Annotated in this window: 34 protein-coding genes; 2 read left to right on the top strand and 32 right to left on the bottom strand. The window is 69.5% G+C overall.

Annotation, left to right across the window (positions count from 1 at the left end; translation table 11 throughout):
• Positions 1-37: 37 nt before the first annotated feature.
• The 8 genes from rplR to NLU66_RS07775 all read right to left on the bottom strand — a co-directional run bounded on the left by rplR (position 38) and on the right by NLU66_RS07775 (position 3,765).
• Positions 38-424, bottom strand: a complete 387-nt coding sequence (gene rplR / locus NLU66_RS07810) for a 50S ribosomal protein L18 (protein ID WP_137770134.1) — start codon at positions 422-424, stop codon at positions 38-40.
• 2 nt (positions 425-426) lie between these two features.
• Positions 427-969: a 50S ribosomal protein L6 gene (gene rplF, locus NLU66_RS07805; RefSeq protein WP_259362340.1), complete on the bottom strand. Its 543-nt coding sequence runs from the start codon at positions 967-969 to the stop codon at positions 427-429.
• Positions 970-988: 19 nt separating this feature from the next.
• The gene (gene rpsH, locus NLU66_RS07800; RefSeq protein ID WP_137770132.1) at positions 989-1,387 is read right to left on the bottom strand and encodes a 30S ribosomal protein S8; all 399 of its coding nucleotides are present in this window, start codon (positions 1,385-1,387) and stop codon (positions 989-991) included.
• Between the two features lie 67 nt (positions 1,388-1,454).
• Complete coding sequence (locus NLU66_RS07795; RefSeq protein WP_103384804.1) at positions 1,455-1,640, bottom strand: type Z 30S ribosomal protein S14; 186 nt, start codon at positions 1,638-1,640, stop codon at positions 1,455-1,457.
• Position 1,641: 1 nt separating this feature from the next.
• A complete protein-coding gene (gene rplE / locus NLU66_RS07790) occupies positions 1,642-2,214 on the bottom strand; it encodes a 50S ribosomal protein L5 (RefSeq protein WP_259362339.1) in 573 nt (190 codons plus the stop codon).
• A complete protein-coding gene (gene rplX / locus NLU66_RS07785; protein ID WP_103384802.1) occupies positions 2,214-2,600 on the bottom strand; it encodes a 50S ribosomal protein L24 in 387 nt (128 codons plus the stop codon). The genes rplE and rplX overlap by 1 nt, the downstream gene beginning before the upstream one ends.
• Before the next feature lies 1 nt (position 2,601).
• Positions 2,602-2,970, bottom strand: a complete 369-nt coding sequence (gene rplN / locus NLU66_RS07780; RefSeq protein ID WP_137770131.1) for a 50S ribosomal protein L14 — start codon at positions 2,968-2,970, stop codon at positions 2,602-2,604.
• A 387-nt stretch (positions 2,971-3,357) separates the two neighbouring features.
• Positions 3,358-3,765, bottom strand: coding sequence for a hypothetical protein (locus NLU66_RS07775; RefSeq protein WP_259362337.1), 408 nt, complete (start codon positions 3,763-3,765; stop codon positions 3,358-3,360).
• A gap of 103 nt (positions 3,766-3,868) precedes the next feature.
• Between NLU66_RS07775 and NLU66_RS07770 the strand changes: the two genes are divergently transcribed.
• Positions 3,869-4,279 (top strand): hypothetical protein, encoded by a 411-nt coding sequence (locus NLU66_RS07770; protein ID WP_259362336.1) that lies wholly within the window; start codon positions 3,869-3,871, stop codon positions 4,277-4,279.
• Positions 4,280-4,368: 89 nt separating this feature from the next.
• Here NLU66_RS07770 and NLU66_RS07765 read toward each other — a convergent pair whose 3' ends face one another.
• From NLU66_RS07765 to ngcE, 15 genes are all read right to left on the bottom strand, one after another.
• On the bottom strand, positions 4,369-6,018 hold the full coding sequence (locus NLU66_RS07765) for an MFS transporter (RefSeq protein ID WP_259362334.1): 1,650 nt from the start codon (positions 6,016-6,018) through the stop codon (positions 4,369-4,371).
• A 380-nt stretch (positions 6,019-6,398) separates the two neighbouring features.
• Positions 6,399-6,713: a 30S ribosomal protein S17 gene (gene rpsQ, locus NLU66_RS07760; protein WP_103384700.1), complete on the bottom strand. Its 315-nt coding sequence runs from the start codon at positions 6,711-6,713 to the stop codon at positions 6,399-6,401.
• A 22-nt stretch (positions 6,714-6,735) separates the two neighbouring features.
• A complete protein-coding gene (gene rpmC, locus NLU66_RS07755; RefSeq protein ID WP_103384701.1) occupies positions 6,736-6,969 on the bottom strand; it encodes a 50S ribosomal protein L29 in 234 nt (77 codons plus the stop codon).
• Positions 6,969-7,388, bottom strand: a complete 420-nt coding sequence (gene rplP / locus NLU66_RS07750; RefSeq protein WP_103384702.1) for a 50S ribosomal protein L16 — start codon at positions 7,386-7,388, stop codon at positions 6,969-6,971. Before rplP ends, rpmC begins: the two co-directional genes overlap by 1 nt.
• Before the next feature lie 5 nt (positions 7,389-7,393).
• Positions 7,394-8,227, bottom strand: coding sequence for a 30S ribosomal protein S3 (gene rpsC / locus NLU66_RS07745; protein WP_259362333.1), 834 nt, complete (start codon positions 8,225-8,227; stop codon positions 7,394-7,396).
• A gap of 10 nt (positions 8,228-8,237) precedes the next feature.
• Positions 8,238-8,591 (bottom strand): 50S ribosomal protein L22, encoded by a 354-nt coding sequence (gene rplV / locus NLU66_RS07740; RefSeq protein ID WP_103384703.1) that lies wholly within the window; start codon positions 8,589-8,591, stop codon positions 8,238-8,240.
• Positions 8,592-8,641: 50 nt separating this feature from the next.
• Positions 8,642-8,923: a 30S ribosomal protein S19 gene (gene rpsS / locus NLU66_RS07735; protein WP_114853748.1), complete on the bottom strand. Its 282-nt coding sequence runs from the start codon at positions 8,921-8,923 to the stop codon at positions 8,642-8,644.
• Between the two features lie 15 nt (positions 8,924-8,938).
• Positions 8,939-9,775 (bottom strand): 50S ribosomal protein L2, encoded by an 837-nt coding sequence (rplB, locus tag NLU66_RS07730; RefSeq protein ID WP_103384749.1) that lies wholly within the window; start codon positions 9,773-9,775, stop codon positions 8,939-8,941.
• A gap of 48 nt (positions 9,776-9,823) precedes the next feature.
• Complete coding sequence (rplW, locus tag NLU66_RS07725) at positions 9,824-10,126, bottom strand: 50S ribosomal protein L23 (RefSeq protein WP_103384748.1); 303 nt, start codon at positions 10,124-10,126, stop codon at positions 9,824-9,826.
• Positions 10,123-11,067, bottom strand: coding sequence for a 50S ribosomal protein L4 (rplD, locus tag NLU66_RS07720; RefSeq protein WP_259362332.1), 945 nt, complete (start codon positions 11,065-11,067; stop codon positions 10,123-10,125). The genes rplW and rplD overlap by 4 nt, the downstream gene beginning before the upstream one ends.
• A gap of 5 nt (positions 11,068-11,072) precedes the next feature.
• Complete coding sequence (rplC, locus tag NLU66_RS07715) at positions 11,073-11,753, bottom strand: 50S ribosomal protein L3 (protein ID WP_137770125.1); 681 nt, start codon at positions 11,751-11,753, stop codon at positions 11,073-11,075.
• 11 nt (positions 11,754-11,764) lie between these two features.
• On the bottom strand, positions 11,765-12,073 hold the full coding sequence (gene rpsJ, locus NLU66_RS07710; protein ID WP_137770124.1) for a 30S ribosomal protein S10: 309 nt from the start codon (positions 12,071-12,073) through the stop codon (positions 11,765-11,767).
• A gap of 362 nt (positions 12,074-12,435) precedes the next feature.
• Entirely contained in the window at positions 12,436-13,359 is a 924-nt protein-coding gene (locus NLU66_RS07705) for a carbohydrate ABC transporter permease (RefSeq protein ID WP_259362331.1), read from the bottom strand.
• Positions 13,356-14,336, bottom strand: a complete 981-nt coding sequence (locus NLU66_RS07700) for a carbohydrate ABC transporter permease (RefSeq protein ID WP_259362330.1) — start codon at positions 14,334-14,336, stop codon at positions 13,356-13,358. Before NLU66_RS07700 ends, NLU66_RS07705 begins: the two co-directional genes overlap by 4 nt.
• On the bottom strand, positions 14,336-15,823 hold the full coding sequence (gene ngcE, locus NLU66_RS07695) for an N-acetylglucosamine/diacetylchitobiose ABC transporter substrate-binding protein (protein WP_259362329.1): 1,488 nt from the start codon (positions 15,821-15,823) through the stop codon (positions 14,336-14,338). Before ngcE ends, NLU66_RS07700 begins: the two co-directional genes overlap by 1 nt.
• A 271-nt stretch (positions 15,824-16,094) precedes the next feature.
• On the opposite strand from ngcE, the gene NLU66_RS07690 reads away from it, so the two are divergent.
• A complete protein-coding gene (locus tag NLU66_RS07690; RefSeq protein ID WP_259362328.1) occupies positions 16,095-17,066 on the top strand; it encodes a general stress protein in 972 nt (323 codons plus the stop codon).
• A gap of 236 nt (positions 17,067-17,302) precedes the next feature.
• Here NLU66_RS07690 and tuf read toward each other — a convergent pair whose 3' ends face one another.
• The 9 genes from tuf to NLU66_RS07640 all read right to left on the bottom strand — a co-directional run bounded on the left by tuf (position 17,303) and on the right by NLU66_RS07640 (position 26,663).
• Positions 17,303-18,490: an elongation factor Tu gene (gene tuf / locus NLU66_RS07685; protein WP_259362327.1), complete on the bottom strand. Its 1,188-nt coding sequence runs from the start codon at positions 18,488-18,490 to the stop codon at positions 17,303-17,305.
• Positions 18,491-18,614: 124 nt separating this feature from the next.
• Positions 18,615-20,768 (bottom strand): elongation factor G, encoded by a 2,154-nt coding sequence (gene fusA / locus NLU66_RS07680; RefSeq protein ID WP_259362326.1) that lies wholly within the window; start codon positions 20,766-20,768, stop codon positions 18,615-18,617.
• 90 nt (positions 20,769-20,858) lie between these two features.
• Positions 20,859-21,329 (bottom strand): 30S ribosomal protein S7, encoded by a 471-nt coding sequence (rpsG, locus tag NLU66_RS07675; protein WP_137770118.1) that lies wholly within the window; start codon positions 21,327-21,329, stop codon positions 20,859-20,861.
• Entirely contained in the window at positions 21,329-21,703 is a 375-nt protein-coding gene (rpsL, locus tag NLU66_RS07670; protein ID WP_103384966.1) for a 30S ribosomal protein S12, read from the bottom strand. Before rpsL ends, rpsG begins: the two co-directional genes overlap by 1 nt.
• 524 nt (positions 21,704-22,227) lie before the next feature.
• On the bottom strand, positions 22,228-23,550 hold the full coding sequence (locus NLU66_RS17705; protein ID WP_323374636.1) for a resuscitation-promoting factor: 1,323 nt from the start codon (positions 23,548-23,550) through the stop codon (positions 22,228-22,230).
• A 222-nt stretch (positions 23,551-23,772) separates the two neighbouring features.
• Positions 23,773-24,222, bottom strand: a complete 450-nt coding sequence (locus tag NLU66_RS07655) for a hypothetical protein (RefSeq protein WP_259362325.1) — start codon at positions 24,220-24,222, stop codon at positions 23,773-23,775.
• Between the two features lie 134 nt (positions 24,223-24,356).
• On the bottom strand, positions 24,357-25,022 hold the full coding sequence (locus NLU66_RS07650) for a response regulator transcription factor (RefSeq protein WP_259362324.1): 666 nt from the start codon (positions 25,020-25,022) through the stop codon (positions 24,357-24,359).
• Positions 25,019-25,249 (bottom strand): hypothetical protein, encoded by a 231-nt coding sequence (locus NLU66_RS07645; RefSeq protein WP_259362323.1) that lies wholly within the window; start codon positions 25,247-25,249, stop codon positions 25,019-25,021. Before NLU66_RS07645 ends, NLU66_RS07650 begins: the two co-directional genes overlap by 4 nt.
• Before the next feature lie 4 nt (positions 25,250-25,253).
• Positions 25,254-26,663: a hypothetical protein gene (locus NLU66_RS07640; RefSeq protein ID WP_259362322.1), complete on the bottom strand. Its 1,410-nt coding sequence runs from the start codon at positions 26,661-26,663 to the stop codon at positions 25,254-25,256.
• Between the last annotated feature and the right edge of the window lie 22 nt (positions 26,664-26,685).

The following is a 26,685-nucleotide window of genomic DNA, read 5'->3' as shown; positions in this document are numbered from 1 at the left end:
GTTCAGATCCTCTTCTCGTCCTGTGTCCGGGGGGCGGTCACAGCGCCAGGCCGGCCTCGCGAGCGCCGTCAGCGACGGCGGCCACACGACCGTGGTACTTGTTGCCGCCGCGATCGAACACGACAGCCTCGATGCCGGCGGCCTTGGCGCGCTCGGCGACCAGGGTGCCGACGGTCTTGGCCTTGTCCGACTTGGTGGCGGAGGCGGCGCGGACGTCGGCCTCCATCGTCGAGGCCGAGGCCAGGGTGCGACCCAGGGAGTCGTCGACGACCTGGACGAACACGTGGCGCGACGACCGGGTGACCACCAGGCGCGGGCGCTGGGCGGTGCCGATGACGCGACGACGGACGCGGAGGTGACGACGGCCGCGGGAGCGCAGCTTCGAGCCGGCCTTGCCCTTGGTGTGCTTGAGTGCGTACCCCATGATCACTTACCAGCCTTTCCGGCCTTGCGGAGCACGGTCTCGTCCGCGTAGCGCACACCCTTGCCCTTGTAGGGCTCGGGCTTGCGCAGCTTGCGGATGTTCGCGGCGACCTCGCCCACCTGCTGCTTGCGGATGCCGTTGACCGCGAACTTGGTCGGCGACTCCACGGCGAAGGAGATCCCCTCGGGGGCCTTCACCACGACGGGGTGGGAGAAGCCGAGGGCGAACTCGAGGTCCGTGCCCTTCGCGGTCACGCGGTAACCCGTGCCCACGATCTCCAGCTTCTTCGTGAAGCCCTCGGTCACGCCGAGGACCATGTTGTTGATGAGCGTGCGGGTCAGGCCGTGCAGGGCCCGGTTCTCGCGCTCGTCGTCGGGACGGCCGACGACGATCGAGCCGTCCTCCGCGCGCTCGACGGTGATGGGCGCGGGCACCTCGTGGGTGAGCTCGCCCTTGGGGCCGGTCACCGTGACGGTGCGACCCTCGATGGAAACGTTGTTGACTGCGGCCGGCACAGTGACCGGCAGGCGTCCGATGCGGGACATATGAAGGCTCCTCTCCCGCTCACCAGATGTAGGCGAGGACTTCCCCACCCACACCCTTCTTGGCAGCCTGCTTGTCGGTCAGGAGGCCGGAGGACGTGGACAGGATCGCCACGCCCAGTCCGCCGAGGACCTTGGGCAGGTTGGTGGACTTGGCGTACACGCGAAGGCCGGGCTTCGAGATGCGGCGCACACCGGAGATGGCGCGCTCACGGCTGTCGGAGTACTTGAGCTCGAGGGAGAGGGTCTTGCCCACCTCGGCCTCTTCCTCGGTCCAGCCGAGGACGTAGCCCTCGGCCTTGAGGATGTCCGCGATGCGGACCTTGAGCTTCGAGGACGGCATGGTCACGGTCTCGTGGTAAGCGCCGGAGGCGTTACGGATGCGCGTGAGCATGTCCGCGATCGGGTCGGTCATGGTCATGTCTGTAGCTTCTTCCTCACCTGGTTTCCCTCACCCCTCGCGGGACGGGGACCTGTGGCGATAGTCCTTACCAGCTGCTCTTGGTCACGCCGGGCAGCTCACCGCGGTGAGCCATCTCGCGCAGGCACACACGGCACAGCCCGAACTTCCGGTACACGGAGTGGGGGCGGCCGCAGCGCTGGCACCGGGTGTAGCCGCGCACGGCGAACTTCGGCGTACGCTCCGACTTCTTGATCAGGGCGGTCTTGGCCATATCAGTTCTCCTTGAAGGGGAAGCCGAGCAGCTTCAGCAGCGCGCGCCCCTCGTCGTCGGTCTTCGCGGTGGTCACGACCGTGATGTCCATGCCGCGGACGCGGTCGATCTGATCCTGGTCGATCTCGTGGAACATGACCTGCTCGGTGAGACCGAAGGTGTAGTTCCCGTTGCCGTCGAAGTGGTTCGGCGACATGCCGCGGAAGTCGCGGATGCGCGGGAGCGCGGTCGAGAGCAGACGGTCCAGGAACTCCCACATGCGATCGCCGCGGAGCGTGACGTGCGCGCCGATCGGCATGCCCTCACGCAGCTTGAACTGGGCGATGGACTTGCGGGCCTTGGTGACCTGCGGCTTCTGGCCGGTGATCGCGGTGAGATCCTTGATCGCGCCGTCGATGACCTTGGAGTCGCGAGCGGCGTCGCCGACGCCCATGTTCACGACGACCTTGGTCAGGCCCGGGATCAGCATGACGTTCTCGTAGCCGAACTGCTCGGTGAGCTGGCCCTTGATCGTCTCGCGGTACTTGCTCTTCAGGCGCGGGGTGGGCGCCTGCGTGGTGGTCGTCTCCGACATCAGATGTCCTTCCCGGAGCGCTTGGCGTACCGCACGCGGACCTGCTTCGTGCGGCCGTTCTCGAGCTCGACGGTCTCGACGCGGAAGCCGACCTTGGTCGGCTTGTTGTCCTCCGGGTCCACCAGAGCCACGTTGGAGACGTGGATGGGGGCCTCGCGCTGCTCGATGCCGCCCGCACCGCCGGCCTGGTTCGGCTTGAGGTGGTGGGTGCGACGGTTCACGCCCTCGACGAGGACGCGCTCGGTGTCGGTGAACACCTCGAGCACACGGCCCTGCTTGCCCTTGTCGCCGGCCTCGAGGCCGCGCTTGGCGGCCGCATCGGCGTCGCCGGTGCGACCGGAGATGACCTGCACGAGGTCACCCTTCTTGATCTTCATCTTTGCCATGTCACACGACCTCCGGCGCCAGCGAGACGATCTTCATGAACCGCTTGTCGCGCAGCTCGCGACCGACGGGCCCGAAGATGCGGGTTCCGCGCGGCTCACCGTCGGTCTTGAGGATGACCGCGGCGTTCTCGTCGAAACGGATGTACGACCCGTCGGCACGACGGCGCTCCTTGGTCGCACGCACGACGACGGCCTTGACGACGTCGCCCTTCTTCACATTGCCACCGGGGATGGCGTCCTTGACGGTCGCCACGATGGTGTCGCCGATTCCGGCGTAACGGCGACCGGAGCCACCGAGAACGCGGATGCAGAGGATCTCCTTGGCACCCGTGTTGTCGGCGACCTTGAGTCGCGACTCCTGCTGAATCACTCCGTACTCCTGTCGTCTCACCGGTTCTCACCCGCGTGAGCGGGCCGAGCCTGGCGGAACGGATGGTGGACCGCTGCCCGGCGAGGCGCCCCCGGAGGGGCGGATCGTCGGCGCGGACAGCCACGGGCATCAAAAAACCCTCCGGCGGACTCGGGCACAAGGACCGTTCCCTCGGCCGGGGCCGTGGGGACGGGCGGTGCGAGGTCTCCGTCGGGGGATGGACGCTGCCGTCCGCGAGATCCGGGCTCTCACCCGGATTCGCAACCGTCCCAGCATAGGCGCTCCGCGTGCACCGTGGGAAGGGAGTTCCCGGGCCGCCCCCGTGTGTCCTTGCTCTCGGAGCGCGGCCGCTCCGGTCGCGCCGGGCCCCGCGATCCTTCCGCCGCCTCACTCCGGGGCGACGATCCAGAGCTCCTCGGCGCCGCGGCAGGCCTCCGGGACGGTCCACGAGTCGGAGGTCCTCCACGTGGTGTCCGAGGCCTCGATGCTCCCCCCGCCGAGCTCGACGTACTGACCCACGGTGAAGGACCGAGGCCGCGCGTCGGACCGTCCGAAGACGGGGTACACGTCCTCCCCCTCGTCGCCCCGGACGACGAGGCACCCGCGGACCTCGGCGACCGTACCCAGCAGCAGCGCGGCATCCCCTTCGCGGGAGTCCGGGAGGGTGATCCAGGTCAGTCCCGCCTCGTTGACCGCCGGCTCGGGCGCCCCGCATCCTGCGGCCGCCGCGAGCAGCAGCGCCGCGGCGCCGAGCATCCGCACGCCGCTCCCCCACCGCACCGCCCCGTGGTCCATGCCCCGATGCTCCGCGCCCCCGCCCGTCACCGCCAGGGACCCCAGCCGATCGGCATCGGATCGTGACGGACCACCTCGGCGGCGCAGTCCCTAGACTCGCCGCATGATCGACATCGACGTCGCCCGCCGCCTCCGCGCCGCGGGCCTGGACTGGGAGCCCCGCGACGGGGACCGCTTCGCGATCGACACGGAGGACCTGAGGGAGGAGACGTTCCTGCTCTCCTCCATGGTCATCGAACCGGGGATCAGCCGCAGCGGCGGGAAGGTGCTCCGCTTCAACGGGACCACCGAGTGGGCGCTCGACTCCGTGGAGGAGCGCGAGGTGGTGTGGATCCCCCGCGAGGACCAGCTGCGTGAGGCCCTCGGCGACGCGTTCCTCGCCCTGCGCCGCGACCCGGCCGGGACCGGCTTCGTCGTGGACATCGCCCGTGGGACGGACAGCCGCGCGATCACCGCCCCGCACGCGGAGGACGCCCTCGCCGGAGCGCTGCTCGTGCACCTCAGCGAGGACTGAGAGAGGACACCCCTCCCCCCATCGCACACGACGACGGGCCGCCCACCCGGAGGTGGACGGCCCGTCGGTCGCGTGAGGGAGCGCTGCGCTCAGGCCTTCGCGGAGGGCTCCGCGTCGCCCGCGCCCGCGGCGTCCGTCGGCAGCCCGGCACCGGGCTGGTCGAGGGCGTCCTCGATCTCCCGCTCGAGCTCCTCGGGCACCACGATCGGCATCTCCGAGGTGTTCAGCAGGGGGTTCTCCTCCTGGTGCTCGACCAGGTCGATCGCCTCCTCGGTGGTCTCCACCGCAGGGAACGAGCCCAGCAGCGGCCGCTGCGCGCTCTCGCGCATGAAGATCACCGCGATGCCCGCGATCACGGCGAACGCCATGATCCAGATCGCCGGCATGTAGCTGTTGCCCGTGAGCTCGATGAGGGTCTGCGAGATGAGCGGCGTGGTGCCGCCGAACAGCGAGACGGACACGTTGTAGGCGATGCCCATCGCGCCGTAGCGCGCGGCCGTCGGGAACAGCGCCGGCAGCGCCGAGGCCGAGGGCCCGATGAACAGGGCCACCGGGACGGCGACCATCACCATCGCGGCCTGGATCGCGAAGAAGGAGCTCTGGTGCATGAGCCAGAAGGCCGGCAGCAGCAGGACGACCGCGGCGATCGCGGCGGTGAAGTACAGGTTGCGGCGCCCGAACCTGTCCGAGGCCATCCCGACGAACGGGATCATCGCGCAGAGGATCAGCAGCGAGGGGATCGTCGCGGCGGCGCTCGCCATCTCGTTGAAGCCGAACTCGCTGCCCAGGTAGGTGGGCATGTAGCTCGTCAGCGCATAGCCGGCGGTGTTCGTCGCGGCCACGATCGCGATCGCGATGAGCAGCTCGCGCCAGTGGTGCTTGACGATCGCACGAGGACCCTTGCGGGCGTGCAGCGAGGAGTCGTCCTCCCCGGCCTGCGCGGCGGCGCCGTGGCCCTGGGCCTCCGCGGCCTGCTCGGCCTCGGTGGCCTCGTAGGCCGGCGTCTCGGGGATCCGGGCGCGGAACCAGATGGCGACCGCGCCGAGCGGGATCGCGAGCAGGAACGGCACCCGCCAGCCCCAGTTGAGCATCGCGTCCGGTCCCCAGACCTCCGCGGTGATGAGGTGGGTCAGCGCGACCGCACCGGCACCCATCGCGAAGCCGAGGTAGGAGCCCACGTCCAGGAGCGAGGAGTAGAAGCCGCGCTTGCGGTCCGGGGAGAACTCGGCGACGTAGGTCGTGGCGCCGGCGTACTCGCCGCCCGTCGAGAAGCCCTGGACGAGCTTGAGGGCGTAGAGCAGGAAGGCGGCCCAGACGCCGATGTCGGCGTAGGTGGGGAGCACACCGATCAGGGCGGTGGCGATCGCCATCATCGCCATCGTGAAGAACAGGACCTTCTGGCGCCCGATCTTGTCACCGAGCGGGCCGAGGACCAGACCGCCGAAGGGACGCACCAGGAAGCTCACCGCGAAGGCGAGCAGCGACAGGATGAGGTCGAGGCTCTCGCTGCCGGTCTGGAAGAACAGCTGCGACAGCATGATGGCCATGTAGCCGTACACGCCGAAGTCGAACCACTCCATGACGTTGCCGACCACGGTGCCGCCGATGGCGGTCCGCATGCGGCGCCCCTTGACGACGAGGACGTCGTCGACCTCGAGGCGGGGCGGCTTCGGTGAGCGGCGGCCCTTGCGGGGGCGGCGCGCTGCGGGCGGGGTGGTCGATTCGGATGATGAGGACATGGACCTGCCTTCGTGAGGCGGGTGCACGAGGGGCCGACGAGCGGCGCTTCCTACCTCGCGATCACGGGCGCGCGGTGTCCCCGACCGGGGGCTCTGCGGCGCCCGGATCCTGGGCACGGCCATATAGACAACCACGTTGCACAGCCGATGTCACGCCCATGACCTGCATCGATGCTCAGAAATCGGTGCTGACCAGGTGAAGCGGAGCCTGAATTCGTCCTGTGACCCAGGTCGCAGGAGCGTCCTCCCAGCAGCATCGACGGCGCGTCCGTCGGGCCCCTTCGGGCGTCCGCCCGAGGGCACGGAGAAGGGCCGGCCACCCCCTCGCGGGGATGACCGGCCCTTCTCGGATGCGGTCGACGGTCACGAGGACCGATCGATCACTTGGCCTTCTCGACGACCTCGACCAGACGCCACCGCTTGGTGGCGGACAGCGGCCGGGTCTCCATGATGAGCACGCGGTCGCCGATGCCGGCGACGTTGTCCTCGTCATGGGCCTTGAACTTGTTGGTCTTCGTGAGGACCTTGCCGTAGAGCGCGTGCTTCACGCGCTCCTCGACCTCGACCACGATGGTCTTGTCCATCTTGTCGGAGACCACGAAGCCGCGGAGCGTCTTGCGGTAGGGACGCTCGTGGGACGACGCGTGAGCGCCCTCCTTCGCAGCGGCCTCGACCTCAGGGGTGTTCTCGTTCATCTCTCAGTTCCTCGCTTCGCGGTCACTCGGCGGAGCCGGGGGCCTGGCGGATGCCCAGCTCGCGCTCGCGCAGGATCGTGTAGATCCGTGCGATGTCCTTCTTGACGGACCGCAGGCGGCCGGAGCTCTCGAGCTGACCGGTGGCGTTCTGGAAACGGAGCTTGAACAGCTCGTCCTTGGCCTTGGCCAGCTCCTCGGCCAGCTTGACGTCGTCCAGCTTGTCGAGTTCGTCGGCGGTGAGCTTGGTCGCTGCCATCAGATGTCACCACCCTCTCGGGTCAGAATGCGGCACTTCATGGGGAGCTTGTGGATCGCGAGGCGGAGGGCCTCACGGGCGGTCGCCTCATCGACGCCGGCGATCTCGAACATGACGCGACCGGGCTTGATGTTGGCGATCCACCACTCCACGGAGCCCTTGCCGGAGCCCATGCGGACCTCGGCGGGCTTCTTGGTGAGCGGGCGATCGGGGTAGATGTTGATGTACACCTTGCCGCCGCGCTTCATGTAGCGCGTCATGGCGATACGAGCCGCCTCGATCTGACGGTTGGTGACGTAGGCCGGCGCGAGCGCCTGGATGCCGTAGTCGCCGAACGCCAGCTCGGTGCCGCCCTTGGCCATGCCGCTGCGGGTCGGGTGGTGCTGCTTGCGGTGCTTGGTCCTGCGAGGGATCAGCATGTCGCTCAGGCCTCCGTTCCGGGCTGCTGCGCGGGTGCTGCCTGCTCCGCGGGGGCGGCGGTCTGCGGTGCAGACTCGTTGCCCTCACGACGCGCGGCGGCGTTGCGCTCGTTGCGACGGCCGCGGGGACGCTCGGCACGGGGGCCACGACCGCCGGAGCGGGGACCCTGTGCGGCGGCCTGCTGGGCCGCGAGCTCCTTGGCGGTGACGTCGCCCTTGTAGATCCACACCTTCACGCCGATGCGGCCGAAGGCGGTGCGGGCCTCGTAGAAGCCGTAGTCGATGTTCGCCCGGAGGGTGTGCAGAGGCACGCGACCCTCGCGGTAGAACTCGCTGCGGCTCATCTCGGCGCCGCCGAGGCGGCCGGCGACGGCCACTCGGATGCCCTTCGCACCGGCGCGCTGCGCGGACTGCATGCCCTTGCGCATCGCACGGCGGAAGGAGACACGGGCGGCGAGCTGCTCGGCGATGCCCTGTGCGACCAGCTGGGCGTCGGCCTCGGGGTTCTTGACCTCGAGGATGTTCAGCTGGATCTGCTTGCCGGTGAGCTTCTCGAGCTCACCGCGGAGGCGCTCGGCCTCCGCGCCGCGACGACCGATCACGATGCCCGGGCGGGCGGTGTGCAGGTCCACGCGGACACGATCGCGGGTGCGCTCGATCTCGACCTTGGAGATGCCGGCTCGCTCGAGTCCATCGGACATGAGCTTGCGGATCGCGACGTCTTCCTTCACGTAGTCGCGGTACCGCTGGCCGTCCTTGGTGGAATCGGCGAACCAACGGCTGGTGTGCTCCGTGGTGATCCCGAGGCGGAACCCGTTCGGATTGACCTTCTGGCCCATTCGGGACTCCTTACTTGTTCACGGGAGCGACCACCACGGTGACGTGGCTGGTGCGCTTCTTGATCTGGAAGGCTCGACCCTGTGCACGCGGCTGGAACCGCTTCATGGTCGGACCCTCGTCGACATAGGCGGCCGAGACGACGAGCTCGCGCTCGTCGAAGCGCTCACCCGCCTGATCGGCCTTGACGCGAGCGTTGGCGATCGCGGACTGGACGAGCTTGAGGACGGGCTCGCTGGCGGCCTGCGGGGCGAACCGCAGGGTGTCCAGGGCCTCAACCGTGCTCTTGCCACGAATCAGGTCGACAACGCGGCGAGCCTTCATGGGCGACATGCGGAGGTACCGCACCTGCGCCTTGGCTTCCATCGTTTCCTGCTTTCTCTCGAATTCGAGAAGTGCTGCCGTGCTGACCGAGGTCAGCGGCGGCGGCCCTTCTTGTCGTCCTTCTCGTGGCCCTTGAAAGTCCGCGTGGGGGCGAACTCGCCGAGCTTGTGGCCGACCATCGACTCGGTGACGAACACCGTGACGTGCTTCCGACCGTCGTGCACTGCGAAGGTGTGACCCAGGAAGTCCGGAGTGATGACACTGCGGCGCGACCAGGTCTTGATGAGGTTCTTGGTGCCCTTCTCGTTCTGGACGTCCACCTTCTTCTGCAGGTGGTCGTCGACGAACGGGCCCTTGGCGATACTGCGAGGCATGTGCGGTTCTCCCTATCAGCGCTTCTTGCCGGTCCGTCGACGGCGCACGATGAGCTTGTCGCTCTCCTTGCCCGGACGACGGGTACGACCCTCGGGCTGACCCCAGGGCGAGACCGGGTGACGACCACCGGAGGTGCGGCCCTCGCCACCACCGTGCGGGTGATCGACCGGGTTCATGACCACGCCGCGGACGTGCGGGCGCTTGCCCTTCCAGCGCATGCGGCCGGCCTTGCCCCAGTTGATGTTGGACTGCTCGGCGTTGCCGACCTCGCCGATGGTCGCGCGGCAGCGCGCATCGACGTTGCGGATCTCGCCGGAGGGCATGCGCAGCTGCGCGAAGCGGCCCTCCTTGGCGACCAGCTGCACGGAGGCGCCGGCCGAGCGGGCGATCTTGGCACCGCCGCCGGGGCGCAGCTCGATCGCGTGGATCACGGTGCCCAGCGGGATGTTCTTGAGCGGCAGGTTGTTGCCGGGCTTGATGTCCGAGCCCTGACCGTTCTCCACCCAGTCACCCTGACGCAGCTTGGCCGGGGCGAGGATGTAGCGCTTCTCGCCGTCGGCGTAGTGCAGCAGCGCGATGCGCGCGGTGCGGTTGGGGTCGTACTCGATATGCGCGACCTTCGCGTTCACGCCGTCCTTGTCGGAACGACGGAAGTCGATGACGCGGTAGGCCCGCTTGTGGCCGCCACCGCGGTGACGGGACGTGACACGACCGTTGGCGTTGCGGCCGCCGCTCTTGGAGAGCGGGCGGACCAGCGACTTCTCAGGCGTGTCGCGGGTGATCTCGACGAAGTCGGCGACGCTCGAGCCGCGACGGCCCGGCGTGGTCGGCTTGTGCTTGCGAATTCCCATGGTGGGTTTCCCTCAGACTCTCTTCGGCTCCTCGGACGTCGGCCGCGCTCAGGCGACCGACCCTCCGAAGATGTCGATGGCTCCGTCGGTCAGGGTGACGATGGCGCGCTTGGTGTCCTTGCGCTTGCCCATCCCGAAGCGCGTGCGACGCGCCTTGCCCTGACGGTTGATCGTGTTGACCGAAGAGACCTTGACGTCGAAGACCTTCTCGACGGCGATCTTGATCTCGGTCTTGTTGGCGTCGGCAGCCACCAGGAAGGTGTACTTGCCCTCGTCCATCAGCCCGTAGCTCTTCTCGGAGACGACCGGGGCCAGCAGGACGTCGCGGGGATCCTTGTTCAGCGCGCTCACTTGGCGGCCTCCTCATCGGACGAGGCGGACTCCTTGACGGCGTTCACGAACCCGGCGGCCTTGGCGGCCTCCTCCGTCGCGAACCAGACCTCGGCCTTGGTGCGGCCGTACCACGGAGAGTCCACCGAGTGGAACTTCATGGAGTCCTTGTTGCCCTTGATGCTGAAGCCCTCGGGGGCGGAGCCGTCGGCCAGGGGGGCCGCCGATCCCTCGCCGAAGGGGGCGTCCTGCGCGGCAGCGGCGACCGGAGCGGCCGGGGCGGACGCCTCGGTACGGGCCTTCGCGAAGCCGGAGGTGGGCAGGGACAGGGTTGCGGCGGCCACGAAGTCCTCGAGCGCACCGGAGGTGAACACGACGTCGTCGGAGAGCATGACGTCGTAGGTGTTCAGCTGATCGGCGTACAGGACGTGCGCGGTCGGCAGGTTGCGCGAGCTCAGGGCGCCCAGGTCGTCGTCGCGACGCACGACCACCAGCAGGTGGCGACGGTCGGAGACGTTCGACAGGGTCGAGCGGACGGCCTTGGTGGACGGGGCGTCACCCTCGAGGAGGGAGGACACCACGTGCACGCGGCCGTTGCGCGCGCGGTCGGAGAGGGCACCGCGGAGGGCGGCGGCCTTCATCTTCTTGGGGGTGCGCTGCGAGTAGTCGCGCGGGACCGGTCCGTGGACCGTGCCGCCGCCGGCGAACTGCGGAGCGCGCAGCGAGCCCTGGCGCGCACGGCCGGTGCCCTTCTGCTTGTACGGCTTCTTGCCGCCGCCGCGGACCTCGCCACGGGTCTTGGCCTTGTGCGTGCCCTGACGGGCAGCCGCCTGCTGGGCCACGACCACCTGGTGGATCAGGGGGACGTTCGTCTGCACGTCGAAGATCGACGTGGGGAGCTCGACGGTCCCGGCCTTCTTGCCGGCCGGGTCGAGCACGTCGACGGTCAGGTTGTCTGCCATCGGGCTCAGGCCTCCTTCGCGGGGCTCTTGACGGCCGAGCGGACCAGCACGAGGCCGCCCTTGGGGCCGGGGACGGCACCCTTGACGAGCACGTAGCCCTTCTCGACGTCGACCGCGTGAACGGTCAGGTTCTGGACAGAGGTGCGGTCGCTGCCCATGCGGCCCGCCATGCGCAGGCCCTTGAACACGCGACCCGGGGTGGAGGCGCCGCCGATGGAGCCCGGCTTGCGGTGGTTGCGGTGCGCACCGTGGGAGGCGCCGACACCGGAGAAGCCGTGACGCTTCATGACACCCGCGGTGCCCTTGCCCTTGGAGGTGCCGACGACGTCGACCTTCTGGCCGGCCTCGAAGACCGACACGTCGATCTCCTGGCCGAGGGTGAAGTCCGAGGCGTTGATGGTGCGCAGCTCCGCGAGGTGACGGCGCGGGGTCACGCCGGCCTTCTCGAAGTGGCCCTTCAGCGGCTTGGAGACCTTGCGGGGATCGATCTGCCCGTAGGCGATCTGGACCGCGTCGTAGCCGTCGGACTCGACGGACCGCACCTGGGTGACGACGTTCGGACCGGCGTGGACCACGGTCACGGGGACGAGCTTTCCGTTCTCGTCCCAGACCTGGGTCATGCCGAGCTTGGTGCCGAGCACGCCGGACACGGCGTGGGCACGCTGTCCCGTCAGTTCGTTGCTCATGTCGACCTGCCTCAGAGCTTGATCTCGATGTTGACGTCCGCCGGCAGGTCGAGACGCATGAGCGAATCCACGGCCTTCGGCGTGGGATCGACGATGTCGATCAGTCGCTTGTGCGTGCGCATCTCGAAGTGCTCACGGCTGTCCTTGTACTTGTGGGGAGAACGGATCACGCAGAACACGTTCTTCTCCGTCGGCAGCGGCACCGGGCCCACGACCGTCGCGCCCGCGTTGGTGACCGTGTCGACGATCTTGCGCGCCGAGGAGTCGATCACCTCGTGGTCGTACGACTTGAGCCGGATGCGGATCTTCTGTCCCGCCATGGCGTCCTGTCTCTCTTCTTCGTCTGTCATGGAACAGCCGCCCCGGTACCCGAGGACGGGCGTGTCGGCCTCCGCGGAGCGCGCGAGCGCGTGCGGATGCCGCCGCGTGACGGCTGCGTCTGCGCTTCTCCCTCCTCCGACGCGCGGTCGATGCGAGGCATCGTTCGCGTCCTGGGGATGGACCTCCTCCGGTGATCATTCGCCGCAGGAGAACCCACGGAGAACGGAACCGGGCATGGCGGCCCACGCAGACAACTCCCCAAGTATGCCCCGGACGCGTTCACCCCCACAAGGGAGGGGCGGGTGCGGCCAGTCACACCGGCCGCGCCCGCCCCTCTCCCCCGTCCCTGCGGACGACGGCCCTACTTGTTCGTGCTGGGCCCGATCCCGCCCTGCAGCTGACGCTGGAAGATCAGGTAGACGACGAGCACCGGCAGGATCGTGATCGTCACCGAGGCGAACATCGCCGCCCAGTCCGAGCGGTAGCCCTGCTGGGCCTGCAGGTTCGCGAGGCCCTGCGCGAGCACGAACTTCGACTCGTCGGTGTTCAGCACGACCGGGAGCAGGAACTGGTTCCACAGCCCCAGGAAGTTGAAGATCGTGACGCTGGCCATCCCCGGCCCGGCCATGGGGAGCATGACCTGGAAGAAGGTGCGGAAGTCCCCCGCGCCGTCGATCGCGGCCGCCTCGGCGATCTCCTCCGGCAGCTGCCGGAAGAACGCGTAGAGGAAGAAGACCGTGAAGGGCAGCGCGAAGCCCACGTAGCTGAGGATGAGCCCGAGGTAGGTCCCCCGCAGCCCCATCGACTCGAGGATGAAGAACAGCGGCACCACGGCGAGGAACAGCGGGAAGGTGAGCCCCGCGATCAGCGCGTAGTAGATGACCCGCCGGCCCGGGAACTCGTAGCGGGCGAGCACGTAGGCGCACATCGCCCCCAGCACCATGACCAGCACGAGCGCCGAGCCCACGACGAGGACGGTGTTGAAGAAGTACCGGCCGATCCCCGCCTGGTTCCAGGCCCGCACGAAGTTGTCGAGGTTCCACTGCTCCGGCAGCGCGAACGGCGAGGTGAGGATCCCGCGGGTCGACTTGAAGGAGCTGAAGACCGTCCACAGCAGCGGGATGACGACGATCAGCGCCCAGAGCGCGAGGACGATCTGGGAGACCCCGCCGAAGACGCGGTCCCCGACGCTGCGGCGCGGCCGACGTCGGCGCGGGGGCGCGGAGCCCGCGGCGGCCGGTGCGGGCGCGGGCTCGGTGGCCCGCCCGGTGGTCGTGGTGCTCATGCCTCGTCCTTCCCGCGGCTGATGACGAGGACCAGCACGGCCATCGCCATCGTCAGCAGCGCCATCACGACGCCCATCGCGGAGGCGAGGCCGAACCTCGACTCGGAGAAGGCGGTCTCGTAGAGGTACCGCGAGACCACCTCGGTGCTCTTGCCCGTGCCGCCCGTCGGCGTCATGACGTTGACGAAGACGAACATGTCCAGCGCCATGATCCCCATGTAGACGGCGGCGGTGGAGACGTTGCCCCGCACCATCGGCAGGACGACCTGGACCGCGAGCCGCAGCCGGCCGGCGCCGTCGATGCGCGCGGCCTCGACGACCTCCGACGGGATCGACTTGATCGCCGCGACGAAGAGCACCATGTAGAAGCCCACGAGGCTCCACACGACGGCCGCGACGATCGCCGCCATCGCAAAGCGTCGCTCACCGAGCCAACCGATCGACACGTCCAGCCCCACTGCCTGCAGGAGTCCGTTGAGCAGGCCGCCGTTGGGCGAGTAGACGAAGGCGAACAGGATGCCGACGACGACCGCGGGGATCGCGTACGGGAAGAAGCTCACGACACGGTAGACCGTCGCCCCGGGCACGCCGCGGATAGCCCCGCGGGAGTCGCCGCCCACCGTCACGAGCACCGCGAGGGTGAACGCGAGGGTGATGGTGATCAGCGGCAGGGTGACGAGCAGGATCAGGTTGTTGCGCAGCGCCTTGAGGAACACCGGCTCGTGGAACAGCGTCACGTAGTTCTCGAGCCCGATGAACTGCGGCGCGCGGGAGAGGCCGCGCCAGTCCGTGAGCGAGTAGTAGAACGCCTGCAGGAACGGGGAGACCACGAAGACGACGTAGATCGCGAGCGGCACCCCGAGGAAGATCAGGAAGAAGAGGATGCGGGCGGGCGTCAGCCGACGCAGCGCGCCGCGCGACCCCCGGGGGCGGGCCGGTGCCGCTCCCGGGGTGGTGGACGTGGGGACTGCTGCCATCACTCGACGTCGAACTTCTCGATGCTGTCGTCCTCGCGCACCTTGTCGACGATCTCCTGCGTGCGCTCGAGGCATTCGTCGGCGGTGATGTCGCCGCCCAGGAACTCGGTCCACAGGGGCTTGATGTCCGGGCCCAGCCCGTACCAGTCCTTGAAGTTGTAGGTGAAGACGTCCTCGCCCGCACCCTGGATGAGCTCGTTGACGGAGGCGAGCGCGGTGGAGCCGAAGGCGTCCTCCGGCACCGTGTCCTTGACGATCGTGATGGAGCTCGTGAGCTTGGAGAAGTTCTGGCACTGCTCCTTGGAGAGCATGATGCGCAGGAACTCGAGGCCGCCGGCGCCGTTCTTGCCCTGGGAGGGGACCATGAACGGCTCGCCCGCGGCGCCGTGGATGGCGGCCGCCCCGAGCTTCGCGCCGTCGCTGAGCACCGGCGTGGAGAGGCCCGTCATCTTGAAGTCCTCGGGCGTGACATCCCGCTGCTCGTTCTCGATCCAGGAGCCGGAGGGGTACATGACCGCCTTGCCGGTCACCCACTCCGCCTGGGCCTCGGTGTGCTTGATGCCGGCGCCGCCGGACATGAAGTACCCCGCCTTCACGGCCTCCTCGATCGCCTTGTGGGCGTCGACGACGGTCTGCTGGGAGAAGGCGTCGGCGTCGAGCTTGTCGAGCTTCGTCGCGACCTCCTTGCCGCCCTCCTTGATCGCCATCGAGAGCGCGAGCTCCTGGTAGTAGTCCGCGGCGTTCTGGCCGCCCCAGGCGAACAGGGGCAGCTTCGCGGACTTCGCCGACTCGCCGATCGCCATGACCTCGTCCCAGGAGGCGGGGGCCTTCCAGCCCTCCTTCTCGAACTGGGTCGCGGAGTACCAGAGGGCGAAGACGGTGTAGGTGTAGTTCAGCGCGAAGAGCTTGCCGGAGTAGGTGCCGGGCACGAGCACACCGGGGAGCAGGGACTCCTCGATGGTGCCGCCGTCGAGGCTCGGGGCCTTGATCAGCGCGCCGAGCTCGCCGAGGCTGCCGTCGCTGATGAGCGCCGAGGTGTTCATGCTCTGCGCGCCGGAGTTGTCGAAGAGGTCCGGCGGGTTGCCGCCGATGAACCGGGGCTGGAGGTCCGGCTGGATGTTCACGGTCGAGGAGACCTTGACGTCCGCCTCCGGGTAGAGCTCCGCGTACTTCGTGCCGGCGTCCTTGCCGTACTGGTCGCCGAAGCCGCCGTTGAAGATCACGACGTCCACCGGTGCGGAGGCGTCCACGCCGAAGGGGTTCTCGTCGCTCACCTCGCCGCCGCCCTCGGCGACCGCGGCTCCGCCGCCGTCGCTGGAGCCGGCATCGTCTCCGCCGCCGCCCCCTGCGGCGCAGGCCGCGAGCCCTGCGGCACCCGCGGAGACGCCCGCGAGCGAGAGGAAGCGTCGACGGCTGGCGCCCAGCCGGTCGAGCGGGGTCTCCAGCGCGGCGGGGTCCTCCGCAGGGCGCTGATCACGTGCAGTCATGGTGGGTCCTCACTCCTCGTCGACGACGCTGTCCCCGGGACCTTACCGCGCACGGGGAGGCGCAGATCACTTCTGGCAGTTTCGACACCGTGTCGTGACATGAAAGTTTGTTCCCCCGCTCCGACGGGCCGCTCCGCGCCCGTCCCGACGGCCCCCACAGCTCGCTTCGCAGCCCCCTCCGGCGCCTCCTCCCGGCACGGGGTCAGGGGACTCCCAGGCAGATCGGCGTCGCTCCCTGGGAGCATCCGGACTCCTGTCCTAGGCTCAGCACATGACCTCACCGCAGCACTCGCCGCTCACCCAGCGGCTCTACGACCTCGAGTACCCCCGCTCCCTCGGCGTGTACAGCACCTACGCCGAGGTGCAGGCCGTCGTCGATGCGCTCGCGGACCGCCAGTTCCCCGTGCAGAACACCATGATCGTGGGCACGGACCTCAAGCTCATCGAGCGGGTCACCGGCCGCCGCACCTGGGGAAAGGTGATCGGCCAGGGCGTGCTCTCCGGCGTCTGGATGGGACTGTTCATCGGCCTCATCCTCATGTTCCTCAACCCCGGGGGCAGCGTCGCCGCCGTCGTCTCGAGCGTGCTGCTCGGCATCATCTTCTTCACCGTCTGGGCCGTGATCGGCTACGCGATGACCGGCGGCAAGCGGGACTTCACGTCGATGACCGCGACGATCCCCATGCAGTACGAGCTCATGGTCGAGCACAGCCATGCCGAGCAGGCCCGCCGCGTGCTCGCCGAGGCCGGCGTGAACCCCGGCCCCGCGACCGGGCGCTCCACGGTGCCCCCGGCCCAGGCTCCTGGCCTCGGCTCCCCGAGCGGCCGCGCCGCGGCCCCCGGGGCAGGCGCGAACGGCTTCGGCCACGGCGCCTCCGGCCAGACGATCGGCGGGACGGGTGCGCACGGCGCGTCCGGTCCCGGCGGCGCACCCACCCGGCCGGAGTCCCCCGCGGGCAGCTACGGGTACGGCGCACCCAGCTCCCCCGCGGGCACGGGCGCGAGCCACCGCCCCAGCTACGGGCAGCCCGCGCCCACGACACCGGAGGCCCAGCGCGGCGCCGCCGCCCCCCGGCCCAGCTACGGCCGGCCCGCCGAGCAGGCGACGACCCCGGCCACCGGTTCCCCGTCGGCGGCCGAATCCCCCTCCACCGCGTCGGGGCCCGACGACGCTACCCGACCCGCGCCGACCGAGCGTGCCGACGCACCGCGCTGGGGCGAGGACGACCGCCGGGACGGCTGAGCCGCCGCCTCCGCACGACGCCGACGGGACGGGCGTCCACCTCCGGGTGGGCGCCCGTCCTTGCATCCGTCCGCGCGCCCGCCGCCGGCTGGTCACCGGTGCTGCATCCGCGCCGGCCGCCGTCGGCCCCGCCGCCCCTCGAGCCGCCCCAGGACAGACGGAAGGACCCCTGACCGATCTCGCGGTCAGGGGTCCTTCGAGTGCCGTTCACGGCTGCGGGGTCACCCCCGCGGTGATCACTTGGTGATCTTGGTGACGCGGCCCGAGCCCACGGTGCGGCCACCCTCACGGATGGCGAAGCCGAGGCCCTCCTCCATGGCGATGGGCTGGATGAGCTCCACCGTCATCTCGGTGTTGTCGCCGGGCATGACCATCTCGGTGCCCTCGGGCAGGGAGATGACGCCGGTGACGTCGGTGGTCCGGAAGTAGAACTGCGGACGGTAGTTCGAGTAGAACGGGTTGTGACGGCCGCCCTCGTCCTTGGACAGGATGTAGACCTGCGCCTCGAAGTTGGTGTGCGGGGTGATCGAACCCGGCTTCACGACGACCTGGCCGCGCTCGACGTCCTCGCGCTTGGTGCCGCGGAGGAGAAGACCGCAGTTCTCGCCGGCCCACGCCTCGTCCATCTGCTTGTGGAACATCTCGATGCCGGTGACCGTGGTCTTCTGCGGCTCGCGGATGCCGACGATCTCGACCTCGGAGTTGATGGCGAGCTTGCCGCGCTCCACCTTGCCGGTGACGACGGTGCCGCGACCGGTGATGGTGAAGACGTCCTCGACGGGCATGAGGAACGGCTTGTCCATGTCACGGACCGGGTCGGGGATGTTCTCGTCCACCGCGGCCATGAGCTCCTGCACGGACTTGACCCACTTCTCGTCGCCCTCGAGCGCCTTGAGAGCGGACACGCGCACGACGGGGGCGTCCTCGTCGAACTCCTGCGAACCCAGCAGCTCGCGGACCTCCATCTCGACGAGCTCGAGGATCTCCTCGTCGTCGACCATGTCGGACTTGTTCAGCGCGACCAGCAGGTAGGGGACGCCCACCTGGCGGGCGAGCAGAACGTGCTCACGGGTCTGGGCCATCGGGCCGTCGGTGGCGGCGACCACGAGGATCGCGCCGTCCATCTGGGCCGCGCCGGTGATCATGTTCTTGATGTAGTCGGCGTGGCCGGGGGCGTCGACGTGGGCGTAGTGACGCTTCTCGGTCTGGTACTCGATGTGCGAGATGTTGATCGTGATGCCGCGCTGCTTCTCCTCAGGCGCGTTATCGATCTGGTCGAAGTCCCGCTTCTCGTTGATGTCCGGGTACTGGTCGTACAGGACCTTCGAGATCGCAGCGGTCAGCGTGGTCTTGCCGTGGTCGACGTGACCGATGGTGCCGATGTTGACGTGCGGCTTGTTCCGCTCGAACTTGGCCTTCGCCATGGTGTGTCCTCCTAGGACTTCGTAATCTCTGGGTACTTCTGGTCGGGATCGGGTCCCCACCTTCCGGTGGCTCTCCGACGGAGGCGGAGGGAGCAGGCAGGAATGCTACCTGCTCCCCCGACCCTCACTCGCCCCGGGTCTTCGCGACGATCTCGTCCGAGATGTTCTTCGGGACCTCCGCGTAGCTGTCGAACTGCATCGAGTACATCGCACGACCCTGGGTCTTGGACCGCAGGTCGCCGACGTAGCCGAACATCTCCGACAGCGGGACGAGAGCGCGGACGATCTTGACCCCGCTCGCATCCTCCATCGACTGGACCTGACCTCGACGGGAGTTCAGGTCGCCGATGACATCTCCCATGTACTCCTCCGGAGTACGCACCTCGACGTCCATGAGCGGCTCGAGGATGACAGGGTTCGCCTTGCGCATGGCCTCCTTGGCGGCCATGGAACCGGCGATCTTGAAGGCCATCTCCGAGGAGTCGACGTCATGGTAGGCGCCGTCGGTGAGGGTGGCCTTCACGTTCACGACCGGGTAGCCGGCCAGGACACCGCTCTGCAGCGCGTCCTGGATGCCCGCGTCGACGCTCGGGATGTACTCGCGCGGAACGCGACCGCCGGTGACCGCGTTCTCGAACTCGTAGAACACGCCCTCCTCGGCACCCTCGAGCGGACCGAAGGTCAGCTGGACCTTCGCGAACTGGCCGGAGCCGCCGGTCTGCTTCTTGTGCGTGAAGTCGAACTTCTCGACGGCCCGCTTGATGGTCTCGCGGTACGCGACCTGCGGCTTGCCGATGTTCGCCTCGACCTTGAACTCGCGGCGCATGCGGTCCACGAGGATGTCGAGGTGCAGCTCGCCCATGCCGCGGATGACCGTCTGACCGGTCTCCTCGTCGAGCTCGACCTGGAAGGTCGGGTCCTCCTTGGCGAGCTTCTGGATGGCGACGCCGAGCTTCTCCTGGTCGCCCTTGGTCTTGGGCTCGATGGCCACGGAGATCACGGGCTCGGGGAAGGTCATCGACTCCAGCGCGATCGGGGCCTGGAGGTCGCACAGCGTGTCACCGGTGTTGGTGTCCTTGAGACCGATGAACGCGTAGATGTGGCCCGCGAACGCCTCGTCGACCGGGTTCTCCTGGTTGGAGTGCATCTGGAAGAGCTTCCCGATGCGCTCCTTCTTGCCGGAGGTGGCGTTGAGGACCTGGTCGCCGGTCTTCACCTGGCCCGAGTACACGCGGACGTAGGTGAGCGCGCCGAAGAAGGGGTGCGCCGCGACCTTGAAGGCGAGCGCCGAGAAGGGCTCGTCCCAGTCGGGCTTGCGGGTGAGCTCCTTCTCCTCGTCCTTCGGGTCGTGACCGATCATCGGCGGCACGTCGAGGGGCGAGGGGAGGAAGTCGATCACCGCGTCGAGCATGAGCTGGACGCCCTTGTTCTTGAACGCGGAGCCGGCGAACACCGGGTAGGCCTCGGAGTTCACGGTCATCTTGCGGATGCCGGTCTTGAGCTGCTCCTCGGTGAGGTCGCCCTCCTCGAGGTACGCCTCCATGAGCTCCTCGGTGGACTCGGCGACGTCCTCGACCAGCTTGGCGCGGTACTCGTCGACGGTGTCCTGGAGCTCGGCGGGGATCGGGATCTCCACCTGCAGCTGGCCGAGGGTGGCGTCGCCGCCCTTCTTGCCGAACGGCGCGGCGGAGGCGTCGTCCGGGAAGACCTCGGGCCACTCGAAGGCCTTCTGCTTCACGAGGTCGACGATGCCGTTGAACTCGCTCTCGGCGCCGATCGGCACCTGCATGACGAGGGGCTTCGCGCCGAGGCGCTCGATGATGGTCTTGACGGTGAAGAAGAAGTCCGCGCCGAGCTTGTCCATCTTGTTGACGAAGCAGATGCGGGGGACGTCGTACTTGTCGGCCTGGCGCCAGACCGTCTCGGACTGGGGCTCGACACCCTCCTTGCCGTCGAACACGGCGACGGCGCCGTCGAGCACGCGGAGCGAGCGCTCCACCTCGACGGTGAAGTCGACGTGACCCGGGGTGTCGATGATGTTGATCTGGTTGTCGTTCCAGTAGCAGGTCGTCGCGGCAGACGTGATCGTGATGCCGCGCTCCTTCTCCTGCTCCATCCAGTCCATCGTGCCCGCGCCGTCGTGGGTCTCACCGATCTTGTAGTTGACACCGGTGTAGTACAGGATGCGCTCGGTCGTGGTGGTCTTGCCGGCATCGATGTGGGCCATGATGCCGATGTTGCGGACCTTCGTGAGGTCGCTGAGCACTGCGAGTGCCACGGGCTTTGCCTTTCGTCTGGGCTGAAGCGGGAAGAGCGGCCGGGGGGTGCGGGGCGGGGGCCCGCCGGGTGGGCGGGCCCCCGACCGGACTCACCAGCGGTAGTGAGCGAAGGCGCGGTTGGACTCGGCCATCTTGTGCGTGTCCTCGCGACGCTTCACCGCGGCGCCGAGACCGTTCGAGGCGTCGAGGATCTCGTTCATCAGACGCTCGGTCATCGTGTGCTCGCGACGGGCGCGCGAGTAGCCCACGAGCCAGCGCAGCGCGAGGGTCGTGGAACGACCCGGCTTGACCTCGACCGGCACCTGGTAGGTCGCACCGCCGACGCGGCGGCTGCGGACCTCGAGGGTCGGGCGGATGTTGTCGAGAGCCTTCTTGAGGGTCGCGACGGGATCCTGACCGTTCTTCTCACGGGCGCCCTCGAGCGCGCCGTAGACGATGCGCTCGGCGACGGTCTTCTTGCCGTCGAGCAGGATCTTGTTGATGAGCTGGGTGACCATCGGGGACCCGTAGACGGGGTCGACCACGAGGTCGCGCTTCGGAGCTGCTCCCTTACGAGGCATTACTTCTTCTCCTTCTTCGCGCCGTAGCGGGAACGAGCCTGCTGACGACCCTTCACACCCTGGGTGTCCAGGGAGCCGCGGATGATCTTGTAGCGCACGCCCGGGAGGTCCTTCACACGACCGCCGCGCACGAGCACGATGGAGTGCTCCTGGAGGTTGTGGCCCTCACCGGGGATGTACGCGGTGACCTCGACGCCCGTGGAGAGTCGGACACGCGCGATCTTGCGCAGCGCGGAGTTCGGCTTCTTCGGGGTCTGGGTGTACACGCGCGTGCACACACCGCGGCGCTGGGGCGAGCCCTTGAGCGCCGGCGTGTTGGACGCAGAGGGCTTGTCCTGCCGCCCCTTGCGCACCAGCTGCTGGATAGTAGGCACAGCTTCTCTTCCTGTTCGGCCCCGATCAGTATTGCTGAACGAGGATCAACTGCTTCGGTCGTCGAGACGACCGGCGACCCGCGAATCCGCTCCCATGCCCGGGATGACGGATGGCGACCCGCCCGTGCGGTGATGGCACCGCTCGGGCGTCCGGAGGACCGTGATCGGTGCCCGCGGGGAGGGGCCGGGCATGGCCTTCTCCCCGTCTTTCGGGCACGCCGCGAGGATCCGCTCCTCGCGGGGGACACCCTCCGTCCCCTCCGCCGCACGGGCGTCAGGTCCGGATCTCGTCCCGGGTCACGACCGGAGGGCACTCCGGACGCACGCGACAGTCTAGTGAGACCGCGTGTGAACGGTCAAAGGATCCGCCTCCATCCGACGCAGATCACACGGGATGCCCGGCGCGCCTGGTCGCGGCGGCTCCGCCCCTCCCCCGGGGACGGCGAGAGCGCGCCGCGGGATCCCGCGGCGCGCTCTCGCACCGGATGTCGCCAGGGTCCTCCGGGACCCGTCGAGGGACCTCGTCAGCGGATGCCGAGCTGCGAGGTGCAGGACGGCCACGCGCCCCAGCCCTGGCCGGCCTGGACCTTCTTGCCGATCGCGATCTGCTGCTCGCGGGAGGCGAGGTGCGCGTTCGAGGCGTACTGGCCGCCCCCGTAGGCGAGCCAGGTCGACTTGGTGAACTGCAGGCCGCCGTAGAAGCCGTTGCCCGTGTTGATCGACCAGTTGCCGCCGGACTCGCACTTCGCGAGCTTGTCCCACACGGAGCCGCCGGAGACCGAGGGGGCGGAGGAGCTCGACGAGGAGGAGCTCTCCTCCTTCTCGGAGGAGGAGTCGTCGCTCTTCGAGGAGGAGGAGGAGCTCTTCTTCTCGTCGGAGGAGCTCTCCTTCTCGGAGGACGAGGAGCGCTCGGAGCTGCGCGAGGACTCGGTGGTGCTGCGAGAGGTCGAGGCGGAGCTGCTCGAGGAGCCGCTCTCCTCGGCCTTCTCCTCGGTCTTCTCCTCGACGGGGGCCTTCTTGGTGCCCTCGACGACGACCTTCGCGACGGGCTCGGCGGTGACCTTCTCGGAGACCTTCTCGGACTCGGTGGTCTTCCCGTCGACGACGGTGTCCTTGTAGACGATCTCCTTGGAGCCCTTCTTGCCCTCGGTGGTCGTCCTCGTCGTGCCCTCGAGGAGGGTGTCGTCCTTCTTCGTGGTGGTCTCGAAGGGGATCTCCTCGGTCTCCGTGCGCTCCTTCTCGCGGGTGCGGTGCACCTCGATCGTGGCGCCGTCCTCGAGGAGCGCATCGCGCTCGACGGAGGCTGTGTCGGAGTCCTCGATGTTCGTGAGGAGGGAGGTCATCGCCTCGTCCACCGTCTTGGCGGTGGTCTCGAAGGTCGCGGAGCCGTACTGCCCGGTGAAGGTGACGGTCTTGAGCGTGGAGACGTCGACTGCGGTGGCCTCGGTCGCGGAGAGCTCGGTCTCCGGCGCAGGGGTGACCTTCGCGCCCTCGGCCTTGTAGTCCAGCTCGTCGAGCGCGTCCTGCACCGTGGTGCCGGTGGTGAGGACGTCCTTCTCGGCGCCGTCGATCGTCACGGTCGCGAGGTGGCGCTGGACGACCTGGATGTCCATGCCGTCGGTGACCGTCTCGTCGAGACCGGGGGTCACGAGGTCGTTCTCCTGAACGGTGATGCCCTGGCTCTCGAGGAGCTCGGCGACGGTGGGGCTCGAGAACGTGCGGACGCTGCTCGCCTTGCCGTACACGGTCACGGCGGCCTCGCTCGAGACGGCGTAGGCGGTGCCGCCGCCGCCCACGGCGAGCACGGCCACGGTCGCCGCGCCGATGATCCACGGGGTCTTCTTCACTGCATCCACCTGTTCCGCCGCCGGCGGTCGGCCGGCGGTGCTCGTTCCCTGAGCCGCACGCTCCGGGGGCGGAGGTGCGGGGCGGGCGCGAGCGCGTCCTCGGGTCACGAGGTGCTGCGGGGGAAGTTCGCGCGGAGTTCTCCGCCGTGGTCGATCCTCCCGGGCGCGCGCGGGGCGGCGGAAGGGCTGCCAGCGGACTTTGGGGAGACGCCCAGGGAGTCTTTACGAAGCGTTGAGGTTCGGCGCGGTCTCCGTCACCTCGGACGCCCCTCCGCGTGCTCCCTGCCACGCACGACGGGAGACGGAGAGCACGCTCCAGGTCGCGGCCGCCGCACCGAGGACGACGCTCACCCAGAGCGGGCTGGACGCGGGGAAGACGCTGCCGAGCAGGACGGAGCCGACGACGGCCGGCAGCAGCGCCCCGCCGAGCACCGCGGTCGCCGCGAGGGTCGAGGCGCCGCGCGTGGGACGCATCGCGACGGCCGTGAGGGCGCCCGCGCAGAGCACGAGCCAGGCGAGGAGCGCGGGCAGCAGCGCGGGGCGCAGCAGGGCCGCCTCGGCACGCCACCACGGCGCGCCCGCGAGCAGCGGATCGACGAGGAGGAGCAGGACGGCCGTCGCCGCGAGGGTGACGACGGGGAGCAGGCAGCGGCGTGACCTCTCCCCCGACATCACGTGCTCCTCCCCGCCGTCACCGGCACCCGTGCCCTGACCGGTCCACCGTACGGAGACCCGCCGCGGGGTGTCCTCCCCCGTACGGAGGAGGTCCCCGGGAAGATCGTCGGGCCTCCGCGCGGCGACGAGGGTCAGGCGGGGGTGAAGTACTTGTGCTTCACGGCCTGGATGATCAGCTGCGCGTGGTTCGCCGCGCCCAGCTTCTCGCGCAGGCTGCGGGCGTGGCTCTTCACGGTGCTCACCTCGACGCACAGCTGCTGCGCGATCTGCTCGTACTCGAGGCCCTGGCACAGCAGGCGCAGGGTCTCCCGCTCGCGCTCGGTGAGGCGCGGGGCCGTCGCCGGCGCCTCCGGCAGCACGTCCCCGCTGATGACGATGTCCTCCGCGAGGGTGCCCAGGCGCAGCGGGGCCTCCCCCGCCGCGGCCCGGTGCACCGTGTCCACGAGCACCTCCTCCGCCGCCGTCTTGGCGACCGCGGCGATGGCCCCCGCCTCGAGGGCACGCGCGATCCCCGGCCCCGGGGAGACGGTCGTGAGCAGCACGATCCGGGCCGCGGGGTCCAGGCGGAGGATCTCGGCGGTCGCGTCGATTCCGTTCATCCCGGGCGCCATGTTGACGTCCATGAGCACGACGTCCGGCCGCAGCGCGCAGTACGCGGAGATCGCGTCCTCCCCGCTGTGCTCGGGCTCGAGCACCGACAGACCCGGGTCGTCGCCGAGCACGGCGGCGACGGCGCGCGTGGTCCACCGGTCGTCGTCGACGATGAGCACCCGGACGACGGGCCCGTCGGCGCTCATGTGCAGTTCCTCAGGAAGCGCTCGTGGTCGGCGAACCGCCAGTAGAGGCAGCCCCACCGGATCTCCCCCGGCAGCCGCACGAGCACGGCGGCGGCGCCGGTCCGCGAGGTGCTCGCGCCGCTCGTCGTGCTCGTCGTGCTGGTCATGCACGGCGACGCCGCGTCCGCGTGCTGCGCGGTCGTCAGGAACGACCCGGCGGCGAGGAGGAGGGCGACGAGGAGGCGCATGCCCTCATTCCACCCCGGCACGGCGATCCTCGGCCTCCCCCGCGCGGAGGAGATGATCCCGGCGCCGGGGACGACCCGGTCCCCGGCCCTCCGCCGCACGTCCCTCGGGCGACGTGTCCGGGCCGAGGGCACCGACCGCCACGGGCCCGTCGAGGACCTCCTCGCCCTCCGCCCCCGGGGGATCCGCCTCGGGGAGCGCGGGCACCGGGAGCAGCACGCGCACCTCGAGGGTGCTCCCCGGGCCGTGCCCCACCGAGCAGTCCCCGCCGAGCGCCCGGGCGCGGCGCGTGAGGGTGCGCGGTGAGACCGGATCCGTCCCCTCCACGACGTTCCGGGAGACGAGCAGGAGCGCCTGCACACCGGGACCCTCCGCGAGACCCGCCCGCACCGAGGCGCCGTCCGGCGAGCACGCGTGCTTGAGGACGTTCGTGGCGAGCTCGAAGAGCATCAGCTGCACCTCCGCGGCGAACCGCGACTCGACCCGTCCGGGCAGATCGCCGCGGGCGGTGAGGAGGTCGAAGCCCCCCGCGCGGGCCCCCGAGCGGATCGCCTCGAGGGACGCCGGGATCTCCCGCCTCAGGTCGACGACGTCATCGGAGTCCCGGGGCGAGTGCAGACGCGCGAGGAGCTGCCGCAGCTGACGCTGCGCGCGGGCGTTGACGAGGGCGAGCTCCGAGAGCACCCGCTCGTCGAGACCCTCCTCCCGCGACCGCCCCATCATCCGGATGATCGCGGCCTCGGTCGCGAGCGCATGGGAGACCGTGTCGTGGGTGTCGGTGGCGAGCTCCACCCGCAGTCGCTGCAGCTCCTGCTCGGCCAGCCGCGCCGCCCGCTCGCGCCGCCGGATCTCCGCGTCGATCCGTGCCTGGAGCACGGCCGCGCTGAGCCCCAGGATCATCGTCAGCAGCCACAGGATCGGCTCGGTCCGGTCGATGCCGAAGGTCCTGTCCGGGCTCACGATGCCGCCCAGGAGCATGAGCGCCACGTACACGCCCGTCGCGACGAGCAGCAGCCGCCAGCGACGGCCGGCGGCCGAGACGGCGACCACCGTCGCGCAGGTCGCGAGGAATGGGGTCGGGTCCGCGGGCGCCAGCACGGCGTGCACGGCCTCGCCCGGCAGGATCAGCACCAGCGCGATCGTCGGCCGCACCGTGGCGACGAGCAGGAGCACCGCGGCGGCGGCCTCGGTGAGGTAGTCGGCGCGCAGCAGGTCGGTCCCCGGGGAGGGCAGCACCATGGCCACCGCGAAGAGCCCGGCGAACAGGCGAAGCGGCGGATCGATCACGCGCGGCCCCAGCAGGCGCTCGCGCAGCCGGGGCGGGAACGCGAGCCGGTGGCGGGAGGCCGCTCGGGGCTCGCTCGGGCGCGTGCGCCGCTCCCCCGCCGCGCTCGCCGCCCGTCCGTCCTGTCCCATCGGGTCAGTATCCCAGCTCGCC

Origin of the sequence: Brachybacterium sp. NBEC-018 (assembly GCF_024860185.1) — a bacterium.
GTDB lineage: Bacteria > Actinomycetota > Actinomycetes > Actinomycetales > Dermabacteraceae > Brachybacterium > Brachybacterium rhamnosum.
The sequence above is the reverse complement of the archived record's forward strand: the minus strand, read 5'-3'. Positions and strand labels throughout refer to the sequence as shown.